This is a genomic window from Paenibacillus sp. p3-SID1389 (assembly GCF_025151705.1).
Classification (GTDB): Bacteria; Bacillota; Bacilli; order Paenibacillales; family Paenibacillaceae; genus Fontibacillus; species Fontibacillus phoenicis.
Genome location: NZ_JALXVO010000051.1, coordinates 18,956 through 30,118, shown reverse-complemented (window position 1 = coordinate 30,118; position 11,163 = coordinate 18,956). Strand labels below are relative to the sequence as shown.

Sequence of the window (11,163 nt, the reverse complement as noted above, 5' to 3'; positions counted from 1 at the left end):
TTGATTATAGAAATTACCCCGATATTTTCTGCGTATGTAGCGGAGATATTCAATAACACCAACCCCATACTTTTTAAAGGGATTGAACAAGCTGTAAATAAAGCCCTAACAATATACAAGTGGACGGGATTACACTTGCATTTTAAAGTATAGTACGCTTATGGCAGACGTTTCGGAAAGAGAGGTGTCCTTCAGCATGAAGCAGCGAATCTGGATTTGGTTTGGGGGGTTATCGTTTAGAAGCAAGCTGCTCACCGTGTTTATCCCGCTAATCCTTATACCTCTGTGCGTCTTGGCTTTCTTATCAAGTCGAATTTTTAGTAATTCCCTGATTGATCGAAGTGTCAATGACGTCATTAATGAATCTCGACTGATCATCAATAAGCTGGATTCCATCAAGATGAACATGGAAATTTGCTCCAATATGCTTGTTACTGATTTGAATCGGTTGTACGAGAACTTCCCCGTTCAGCGGAATGAGGTGGAAGAAAATCGGTTTAGAGCCCATATGCAGAGCCGCCTGACCACCAACTTGTCATTATTCAGTGAAGTGGATGCGGCTGTCTTCATTGATACGAACGGAAAAATATATACTTCGTATGTTCCTGAAAAGGATGAAACCGCTGTAAACTACAGCGGACTGACTCAAAAGTTGTTAAAGCAGGGAAGTTACGGGTCGGCTTATTGGTTTCCGATGGAACAACGGGATTTCCTGACTCCGGATCCGGATGTGCCCGTCTTGACCTTAGGCAAAGTGGTAGTTGATATCAATTCAGGGGAAAAATACGGAACGCTGTATTTGATGATCAAGGAACCTACCTTGTCTGCTTTTCTAGGAAGCTCCGAGCCATCGAATCAGAAAAAATATTATTTGATCGACGAACGTCAGATGATCGTGGCTAGTCCGGAGAAAGAGCGGATTTTACAGCCTGTCACCGATCCTGCTGAATACCGGTTGCTTGCGGAAGCGAAAGGGAATCCAGAAACAAGAACCCAAAACGTGGACGGCAAATGGCTGCTGACAGTCACTGATTTTCCGAGTTTGAACTGGAAGCTGCTTACCGTGGTCGATGTTGCGATTTTAACGAAGGATATTGGGAAGAACATCCGCTTGATTATTCTCATCGGTTTTTGCTGTCTGGTTCTCTCGATCATCGGAGCCAATCTGTTGTCCAAGGCTGTACTATATCCGCTTCAACAGCTGACCAAAGCGATGCGCCGCGTCATGGAAGGCAATTTACAGGTTCAATCCCCTGTACGGACCCAGGATGAAGTGGGGTTGATTTCTCGCGTATTTAATAAGATGATCCAGCAGATTCATGAACTGATGCGGTCGATGAAAGAGGAACAGATGCGCAAGAGAGAATACGAATTGGCTTTGGTCACTTCCCAGGTGAAGCCGCATTTCCTGTACAATACGTTGGACACGATTTATATTCTGAACGACATGGAACGCAATGTGGAGGCGAGAAATACGACAAAAGCCTTGGCCGACTTCTACCGCATTGTACTAAGCAAAGGACGAGAGCTGATTATTCTTGAGCAGGAGCTTAAAATGACCATTGACTATTTGTCCATTATGAAAATGCGGTATCCTGATATTTTCAGCTATGAAATCGATGTTCCTGAAGAACTAAAGTCTGCGCCGATTCCAAAGCTCTCCTTGCAACCCTTGGTAGAAAATGCGATCTATCACGGGTTGAAAACGAAAGGGGAGCCGGGACTGATCCGGATAACAGCTCGAGAAGAGGAGAACAAAACGATCATCGTCGTTGAGGATAACGGTATTGGAATGAGTGAGGAGCGGCTGAAAGAGGCGGCCTCCTATCGATCGGAGAACAAGCCAATCCAGTCGATTGGTATTTATAGTGTCCAGGAGCGAATTCAATTGTATTTCGGACCGCAATACGGGATGAACATTTCGAGTGAAGAAGGGAAGGGAACAAGATTAGAACTGGCGATCCCTTTGGTTAACGACAGGAGGTCAGAGACTCATGTACAAAGTTATGATCGTGGATGATGAACCCTTGTTTCGCGATTATTTGCGCATGAAAATGAATTGGGAGACTTATGGATTTAAGGTGTGTTGCGAGGCGCGCAACGGAAAAGAAGCTTTGGATGAAGCCCAGAAGCATCATCCGCATCTATCCCTGATCGATATCAATATGCCCTTTATGAGCGGGCTTGATCTTGCTGAACAGTTAAAAGTCCGATTTCCGGGCATGGTCATTGTATTTGTAACGGGCCATAATGAATTTGATTATGTGAGACAAGCCGTTCGATTGGGCGTTAATGACTATTTACTTAAGCCGTTTGATCGGGAGGAGTTAGCGGCGATGCTGGAGCGAATCCGCCCTGTGTTGCCTGAACTGCACGACGTGAATCAGGAGCAGGAAGAGGGGCCGAAGGATTCCAGGCCATTCGAGCAAGCCGCGGATATTCACCAAAATATCATGATGTCTCTTCGCTTTAGGGACCCGGATCTTTCTGATGAAGTCAAGCGTTCGGTTCGGCGGCTCCAGACATCCGATGTCAACAGTGAATATGCATTTACGATGCTGATGGGTCTTGTATCTGTAGGCTTGTCCTTTGCTGCAGAGCGGGGGGTTCCGAGTGAGAATTTGTGGGGGCACCATCCGGAGCAAGCGCCTGCTAACCGCCTCCGTCATTTTTCAACTTGGGCTGAAGCTGAAGCTTGGATGTTATCCTTTTTTGAAAGAATCGTCAAGTTGACCGAGAACCCTCTCCCGAGCAAATCTTATAAGCTGTTTCTGGCCTCCAAAACTTATATTGAGCAGCATTATCACGAAGAGGATTTATCTGTAGAGGATGTTGCCGCCGCTGTATTCGTTGATTCCAGTTATTTACGCCGGGTCTTTCGCAAAGAATCCGGTTACTCGGTATTGGATCATATTGTGCATACCCGAATGAAGAAGGCGAAGGAACTTTTGCAGGAAGGAAATTTGAAGCTGGCGTCGGTAGCAGAGGCTGTCGGGTTCAGTGATCCTAATTATTTCAGCAAATGTTTCAAGAAAAAATTTGGCATGACACCTACCGAATTCGAGAAATTAAAATATTCACAATAAGGACATGAGGCGGAATCAGATGTTCCTCTTTTTTTGTCCCGTTTTTTCCTGAAGCGGCCCGGTTTGCCCCTTAATTAGAAAACGATTACAACCTAAAATGACTATGTAAGCATTTATATTCACATGATTCCACGAAAGGGGAACGACAACAATGAGATCAGCCAAAAGAATTTGGACAAGTGCGCTTGCGTTACTTCTGGCCGTATCGTTATCGGCCTGTGGAGGCGGCGGCAATAACACGGCCAACCAAACCGAATCGAAAGCCGATGGAGCTGCAGGGGAAAAGGTGAAGTTAAGGGTGTATGCTCAACATTTTGATGATGATACATCCAAGCCTTTCGATTATGCAGTTGAAGAACTGGCCAAAGAAATGCCAAATGTTGAAATTGAGCTTGACCCCGCGGTACAAGATGGGAATCAGAAGCTCAAGACCTATGCTGCAACCGGCAATATGCCAGATGTGTTCTACACGGATTGGAAAACGCTTCAAACCTTTGCCAAGTCGCAGAACGTGGTTGTTCTGGATGATTACGAGGTAACGAAACAATACCAAGCGAACTTGAATCCGGGGGTTGAATCTAAATTTATTGCTCCGGATGGACATATTTATGCTTTTCCAGATACCGGTATCGAATTCCAGTTACTTTACTATAACAAGCAAATTTTTCAGGAAGTCGGGATCTCCGTTCCAATTAAAACGATTGACGAACTGGCGGATGCCGCTAAGAAACTGAAAGCCAAAGGATACGTCCCGCTCTCCATTTTTGCCAAAGAAAAATGGATCTCGACAGCGTTGTACAATGGGCTGCTGACTCGTGAGGACGGTGCTGGTCTAGGTGTATTTGAAAAGGATAGTCCGAAAGAAACTCCGCAATCTGCCATCACAGCCGCCCAGCAAATGAAGGTGTTGCAGGAAGCCGGGTTGTTCGACGTCAACGCGACCAACACGAATTATGATCAAGCTTCTTCCTTATTTTATACGGGGAAAGCCGCGATGTTCGTCAACGGCCAATGGGAGATCTATAGTTCGCAAGAGAAGATGGGCGACAATGTTGACTTCATGTATTGGCCAGCCAAAGATGAAGCGACTTACGAGAACATGAAGCTGCAAATGGCGGGTTCCGGATCCCCGCAAGGATACGCGGTTTCTCCGAAAAGTAAAGATGTGGATTTAGCTGTAAAGGTGGCCGCTTTCTTGGCTCAAAAATCAGCGGAATACAAATACACCAAGCTTGGAAATCCGATCGTATCGCCGAAAATTGATAAACCCGTCGAAGCGGAGAATGTACCGGCAATGATGCAAAGACTGGCGTCAGAAGTGTTGCCTCATGCCCAAGGTTACGCTGAGGCTTTAAATCATACGGAAATCAGCAATGCGATCGACGATAATGTGCAAAACTTGCTCGTAAACGGATTTTCGGCCGATGATTTTGTGAAAAATCTAAATCGGGTTCTAAATAAATAAAAAAATTCCAAAATGCCTTGAGCCTGCCGGTTATCATACTGGCAGGTTCAGGGGTGCTGATCAAAGGGGAAGGAAGGAGCCGCCAGCGAGATGAGGAGATATTTAAGCAACAAGCCGGCCATACTGTTTTTTTTGCTGCCAGCGATGCTGGTGTATACCGTAACCATCATTTATCCCGTTCTGCAGACCGTGTTTCGCAGTTTTTATACTTGGGACGGTTTAAGTGAAGCCACGTTTAATGGGCTCGGTAATTTTATAGATTTGTTCCATGATCCGCTGTTTACCACTTCACTAAAGAACGGCGGCATCTTCGCATTGGTTCTCGTTATCTTTCAAATCGGGCTGGGGACGATCCTGGCGTTGGTCTGTTCCGATGCCAAAATTAAAGGGCGCAAACTGCTGAAAACCGCTTATTTCATACCGGTGGTGCTGTCGGTTACGGTCGTTTGCCAACTGTGGATTGCGGTCTACGATCCGACAAACGGCTTAATCAACCGTTTTTTTCATCTTCTCGGAATTCCTTATCAACAAAATTGGCTAACATCGCCAACACAGTCCATTATCGCTATTGCTTTTGTCAATGCCTGGCAATTCATGGGCTACCAGTTCTCATTACTGTATGCCGGAGTTAAATCGATTCCGGAGCAGTATTTAGAGGCTGCAACAATCGACGGCTGCGGGAAATGGAAGGCTCATTGGTTGGTTACTTTGCCGTTAATGAGGGAAACGTTTAAATTTTGCTTTACCATTGCAATTACATCCGGGATTGGCGCATTCGTACAAATGCTGATTATGACCAATGGAGGTCCAGGTACGAGCAATTATACCTTAACTTTTATGGTTTACCGTTACGCCTTCCTTGAAAGCAATTATGGATATGCGTGTGCGATTGCAGTTGTCTTGGTTGTCATTTCACTTCTCGCGACGCTGATCATCAACAAAGTCTTTGACCGCGATGACGTGGCTTAGTAAAGGAAGGAACCTTAAGATGAGAAAATTTGTGCGTGTACTTTATCAAATTCCTCTATGGCTTTACTTTGTGATTTCCGTTTATCCACTGATTTGGATGGTTTCCTATTCTCTGAAAAATAACGACGAAATCTTTGTGACCAACCCGTTTGGATTTCCAACCAAATTTCGGATCGAGAATTATGTAACGGCTTGGTCGCAGTTTAATATACCTCAATATTTTGTGAACAGCGTTGTAGTTGCAAGCGTAGCAACGGCTCTGATTCTGATATTAGCGCTCATGTTTTCATTTGCCGTTTCTCGATTGGTTTGGAAGTTTAGCGGATATGTTCGCATCTACATGATTGTCGGTATGTTTATTCCGCTGCAGGTCATCATGGTTCCGCTTGCGATTCTTGTTAGAGATTTTCATCTGACCAACACGTATGGCGCACTGATTCTTCCCTATGTGGCCATGGGGCTCCCTTTTTCCACCATGGTGTTTTATGGGTATCTAAAAGGGATTCCTAGAGAGGTTGAAGAAGCGGCATGCATTGATGGGGCAAGTGTATACCGGATGTTCTGGCAAGTGGCGGTTCCTATGGTGCTGCCGGCGGTTGCTACCGTCGCGATCTTCCAGTTTCTGAACAATTGGAACGAATTTACGTTAGCCTATATTCTTATTTCCGATGAGACCATGAAAACCTTGCCGCTGGGGCTGCTATTTTTTCAAGGCCAATACAGCACCGATTGGGGCGGCATGGGAGCGGTGATGACCATTGCCTCGCTTCCGATGATCATTGTTTATCTGTTCTTCAGTGAACAGGTAGAAAAGGCGATGACGGTTGGATCAGCGGTTAAGGGCTGACATTAGATTTTAACGATAAGGTCACAATGAGTTCTGTTAAATAGCAGGCTCATTGTTTTTATTCAGGGGGAGAGGCGTAGTGTCTATTATCTTTCAAGAAAGTCTGAAGCAGTTTCATTTGCAATCGAAGGATATGAGTTACATCATCCAACTGGTACAGGGTTATCCTGCCCATGCCTACTGGGGAAAGAAGCTGGACGTAAACGGGAATTTGGAGCATCTTCTGATGCTCCAGGAGCGAGGTTCATTTAGTCCAAACCCATTGGAAGACAAGCGGATCTCTTTGGATACCCTTCCTCAGGAGTATCCTCAATATGGGACAAGCGATTTTCGGCATCCTGCTTATCAGGTTCAACTGGAGGACGGCAGCCGGATTACAGAGTTAATTTACCGTGGACACCGGATTTATCCTGGAAAACCGGAGCTAGTGGGTCTGCCCTCAGTGTATACCGAAACAGAGCAAGAAGCAGAAACCTTGGAATTGGAGCTGGTTGATGCGTATTCTGGGTTGGTCGCGGTGTTGTGTTATACCGTATTCGAGCAGTTTAGCGCCATTGCCCGTTCGGTTCGTTTTGTGAATGAAGGAACGCAACCCGTACGGTTGCTTCGTGCTTTCAGTGCGGCTCTAGATTTTGCAGATTCCGATTACGACTGCTTGTATTTGGCTGGAGCTTGGGCGAAGGAGCGTCATGTGAAGCGAAAATCTCTTGATCAAGGTTCAGTTCAGCTTCAGAGCCGCCGCGGATCCAGCAGCCATCAACTTAATCCTTTCTTGGCTTTATTGAGGCCTGATGCCAATGAAGATCAAGGTGAAGTTTTTGGCTTTAGCCTGATCTATAGTGGAAGTTTCGCGATCGAGGCGGAGGTGGATCAGTACGCAACAACCCGGGTGTCGATCGGGATTAATCCGTTTGATTTCAGTTGGCTGCTTGAACCAGGGGAAGCGTTTCAAACTCCCGAAGCGGTGATGGTCTACTCTTCGGAAGGTCTGGGCGAAATGTCGAGAACGTATCACCGGTTGTACCGTACTCGTCTATGCCGGGGAGCCCATCGGGATAAAGAGCGACCTATTTTGGTGAACAATTGGGAAGCGACCTATTTTGACTTTAATGCGGAGAAAATCGAAGCTATCGCGAAAGAAGCGGCGGATCTCGGGATCGAGCTGTTTGTTCTTGACGATGGTTGGTTCGGCAAGCGGGATGATGATACCAGCTCTTTGGGCGATTGGTTTGTAAACAACAAGAAGCTTCCGAATGGGCTTCAAGATTTGGCGGATCGTGTGAATCAGTTAGGATTGAAATTTGGGCTTTGGGTTGAACCGGAGATGGTTTCGCCTGACAGCGACTTGTACCGTCGTCATCCGGATTGGTGCTTACATGTGCCGCATCGGCGGCGGACTGAAGCCCGTACGCAGTTGGTTCTGGATTTCTCCAGAGCAGATGTACGCGATTATATTCTAGGGACGTTAAGCGTGATTTTCTCCACGGTGCCAATCGCTTATGTGAAATGGGATATGAACCGGAATATGACGGAGATCGGTTCTGCGGCACTTTCGGCAAATCGGCAGTCGGAAACCGCGCATCGTTATATTCTTGGACTGTACGAAGTATTAGAGAAGCTGACGACAAGATTCCCCGATATCCTGTTTGAAAGCTGCTCCGGCGGCGGGGGGCGCTTTGATCCGGGGATGCTTTACTACATGCCGCAAACCTGGACCAGCGACAATACGGATGCCGTTGAACGTCTAAAAATCCAATATGGCACCAGTCTGGTTTATCCAGTTAGTACGATGGGCGCTCACGTTTCTGCGGTTCCGAACCATCAAGTAGGCCGGATCACTCCGCTTAAAATGCGGGGAGACGTGGCCATGTCTGGCAACTTCGGATACGAACTTGATCTCACCCTTGTTACAGACGAGGAGAAGAGAATCATGAAAGAGCAGGTCTCCGTTTATAAGGAAAATCGTCATCTGATTCAGAATGGAAACTTATATCGTCTGAAAAGTCCGTTTCGCGGGAACGAGACGGCGTGGATGTTTGTATCGGAGGATCGTACGGAGGCCATTGTTTTCTACTTCCGTGTATTAGCAGAACCCAATGCGCCTTTACGCCGGCTCAAATTAAAAGGACTTGACCCGCAACTTGACTATACGGTGAGCAGCTTGGATGTGAATTATCGCGGTGATCGCCTTATGGAAGTGGGGCTGCCTGTGCCGAATCACACAGAAGACTTTGTAAGCCTCTGGTACAAACTTAATCATCACAAATGAAAGGTTTGAAGAAGATTGATCCACCTTGATGATAAAATAGCTTTTCCAACGCGAAGCCATGATGTGCTGACAGTCGGGGAGCTGCTGATTGATATGATTTCTTCAGAATATGACGATAAGCATGAAGGCAATACGTACCACAAACATTTCGGGGGATCTCCCTCGAATATTGCCATTAACACGACCCGATTAGGCCTGCGTTCTCTTGTTTCCGCTGCAGTAGGACAGGATGCATTTGGAGATTTTTTGATAAATCAGCTTCGATGTGCAGGTATGGACACACAGGGGATTCAACGGGTTGACGGCTCAACTAGCATGGTTGTTGTCAACAAGAGTCGTTCGACTCCAACGCCTATTTTCTATCGAGATGCGGATTACCAACTGTCTTACACGCTGTTGTTACAGGAACTTGTCACTCAATCTAAAATTGTCCATTTCTCCTGTTGGCCGATATCCAGAGAGCCCGCTCGCCAGACGATGGAGCAGGTGCTGAAGATTGCCAAACAACACGATGTGTTGATTGGTTTTGATCCCAATTATCACCCGATGATTTGGCCTAAGGATGAAGCCGGCGTCTCCTATATTGAGTCCGTGATCAGCAAGGTTGATATCGTCAAGCCTTCTGCAGATGATGCGGATAGGTTATTCGGCAGAGATACGCCGGAAAATCATGTGAGAAGATTTGTTGACCTTGGCGCCAAGCTTGTAGTGATGACACTAGGTCAGGATGGAGCGATCGTGACCAATGGCAGCGATATGCTTCGTTTCGGTACGATGGCTAAAGAGGTCGTGGATACAACGGGGGCGGGGGATGCTTTCTGGTCTGGATTTTATGCCGGGCTCGTTAGGGGGCATTCGGTACGGAAGTCGCTCACCCTCGGATTTGCGGCCAGTGCATATCAATTGCAGTACACTGGCGCTATCGTAGATCTGCCAAGACTAGAATACTTTGAAGAAATGAATGGGGGAGAATGAGATGACCATCAAAAATCAGGTTCAACTCATCACTTATCCGGATTCGTTAGGCGGGGATTTAAAAGCGCTGCGTTACGTACTGGAGACGTATTTCTACGATATTTGTAAAGGCGGAGTTCATATTCTTCCTCCATTTCCTTCATCCGGTGATCGAGGCTTTGCCCCGTTGACTTATCTGGAAATCGAACCTCGGTTTGGCACATGGGAGGATATCCGGGAGATTGGGGAACGGTTTGACGTATTAGTTGATTTTATGGTGAATCATATCTCTCAGAAATCGGACTATTTCAAGGATTTTCTCCAACACGGCAGAAGCTCTAAATACGCTGATTTGTTTCTTACTCTAGACAAACTCTGGAGTGACGGCAACCCAGTGCAGTCTGACATCGATAAGATGTTCTTGCGCAGGCCGTTGCCTTATTCGACGTTTACGCTAAGAAATACCGGAGAAGAAGTGAAGGTATGGACAACCTTTGGCAAGACTGATCCGTCCGAGCAAATTGATCTCGATGTTCGTTCAGAAATAACCAAACGCCTCCTCACTTCCTTCTTTCAGAAATTCCAGAAGCATAACGTCAAAATTGTACGTCTGGACGCGGTGGGTTATGTGATCAAGAAGCTAGGGACCAGCTGTTTTTTTGTAGAACCGGATATTTACCATTTTCTCGACTGGGTCAAACAGCTTGCTGATTCGCTGGGGATTGAATTGTTACCGGAGATTCACTCGCACTATACCATTCAATATAAACTGGCCGAACATGGCTTCTGGATATATGACTTTATCCTTCCCTACCGTATTCTTGATACCTTGGTCAACAAAAATAGCATGCAACTCCGAAAGTATTTACAGGTTCGGCCGCACAATCAATTTACGATGTTGGATTGTCATGACGGTGTTCCTGTTAAGCCTGATTTGGATGATTTGATTGATCCGAAGGAAGCAAGAAGGCTCGTTGATGTTTGTGTCAGCAGGGGAGCGAATTTGAGCTTGATCCTCTCCGATGAACATAAGGGCGAAGAGGGTTTCGATGTACATCAGATTCGAGGAACCTACTACTCGCTCCTTGGCTGTGACGACGATGCTTATCTCGCAGCCCGGGCCATTCAGTTCTTCACACCGGGCATTCCTCAAGTCTATTATGTTGGCTTGCTGGCTGGAGAAAATGATCTGGATCGAGTTCAGATGACCGGAGAAGGGCGGGAGATCAACCGTCATAACTATACGCTTGAAGAGATTGAGCAATCGTTGAATAAAAAAGTTGTCCAGCGCCTCTTGAAACTGATCCGATTTAGAAACGAATATGAAGCTTTTGACGGTGAGTTTGAGGTGCTTGACTCAGCCAATGAGGAAGTCATTCTTGCTTGGAAAAAAGACAATAGCTATTGCAGGCTTCGGGTTCAATTAACGACCATGCAATCAACCATTACTTATGTAGACAAGCATGGATTAGTTACTCAATACGTAATTTGATCGTGAAGCGAAACCTAAAATGATAAAACAACCAGTCGTCTGATGTGAATCTGCGACTGGTTGTTTTGTTTCCGATTAATA

Annotated in this window: 8 protein-coding genes; all 8 read left to right on the top strand. The window is 46.1% G+C overall.

Features of this window, described 5'->3' with window-relative positions:
• The first annotated feature begins 400 nt into the window (after positions 1–400).
• The 8 genes from M3G15_RS17565 (at position 401) to gtfA (ending at position 11,082) form a co-directional block, all read left to right on the top strand.
• Positions 401–2,020 carry a cache domain-containing sensor histidine kinase gene (locus M3G15_RS17565; RefSeq protein WP_260071627.1) on the top strand — a complete coding sequence of 540 codons (1,620 nt, stop codon included), beginning with the start codon at positions 401–403 and terminating at the stop codon, positions 2,018–2,020.
• Positions 1,995–3,086: a response regulator transcription factor gene (locus tag M3G15_RS17560; protein ID WP_260071626.1), complete on the top strand. Its 1,092-nt coding sequence runs from the start codon at positions 1,995–1,997 to the stop codon at positions 3,084–3,086. The genes M3G15_RS17565 and M3G15_RS17560 overlap by 26 nt, the downstream gene beginning before the upstream one ends.
• A 151-nt stretch (positions 3,087–3,237) precedes the next feature.
• Positions 3,238–4,551: an ABC transporter substrate-binding protein gene (locus M3G15_RS17555; protein ID WP_260071625.1), complete on the top strand. Its 1,314-nt coding sequence runs from the start codon at positions 3,238–3,240 to the stop codon at positions 4,549–4,551.
• 90 nt (positions 4,552–4,641) lie between these two features.
• Entirely contained in the window at positions 4,642–5,520 is an 879-nt protein-coding gene (locus M3G15_RS17550; RefSeq protein ID WP_260071624.1) for a carbohydrate ABC transporter permease, read from the top strand.
• 19 nt (positions 5,521–5,539) lie between these two features.
• Positions 5,540–6,367, top strand: a complete 828-nt coding sequence (locus tag M3G15_RS17545) for a carbohydrate ABC transporter permease (RefSeq protein ID WP_260071623.1) — start codon at positions 5,540–5,542, stop codon at positions 6,365–6,367.
• Positions 6,368–6,446: 79 nt separating this feature from the next.
• On the top strand, positions 6,447–8,636 hold the full coding sequence (locus M3G15_RS17540; RefSeq protein ID WP_260071622.1) for an alpha-galactosidase: 2,190 nt from the start codon (positions 6,447–6,449) through the stop codon (positions 8,634–8,636).
• Positions 8,637–8,699: 63 nt separating this feature from the next.
• Positions 8,700–9,611 (top strand): carbohydrate kinase family protein, encoded by a 912-nt coding sequence (locus M3G15_RS17535; protein ID WP_397376638.1) that lies wholly within the window; start codon positions 8,700–8,702, stop codon positions 9,609–9,611.
• A gap of 1 nt (position 9,612) precedes the next feature.
• Positions 9,613–11,082, top strand: a complete 1,470-nt coding sequence (gene gtfA / locus M3G15_RS17530) for a sucrose phosphorylase (RefSeq protein ID WP_260071620.1) — start codon at positions 9,613–9,615, stop codon at positions 11,080–11,082.
• Positions 11,083–11,163 lie beyond the last annotated feature (81 nt).

What these genes read in the sequence shown, in the direction of transcription:
- M3G15_RS17565 (WP_260071627.1), top strand. Translation starts at nt 401, where the DNA reads ATGAACATGGAAATTTGCTCCAATATGCTTGTTACTGATTTGAATCGG.
- M3G15_RS17550 (WP_260071624.1), top strand. Translation starts at nt 4,642, where the DNA reads ATGAGGAGATATTTAAGCAACAAGCCGGCCATACTGTTTTTTTTGCTG.
- M3G15_RS17560 (WP_260071626.1), top strand. Translation starts at nt 1,995, where the DNA reads ATGTACAAAGTTATGATCGTGGATGATGAACCCTTGTTTCGCGATTAT.
- M3G15_RS17555 (WP_260071625.1), top strand. Translation starts at nt 3,238, where the DNA reads ATGAGATCAGCCAAAAGAATTTGGACAAGTGCGCTTGCGTTACTTCTG.
- M3G15_RS17545 (WP_260071623.1), top strand. Translation starts at nt 5,540, where the DNA reads ATGAGAAAATTTGTGCGTGTACTTTATCAAATTCCTCTATGGCTTTAC.
- gtfA (WP_260071620.1), top strand. Translation starts at nt 9,613, where the DNA reads ATGACCATCAAAAATCAGGTTCAACTCATCACTTATCCGGATTCGTTA.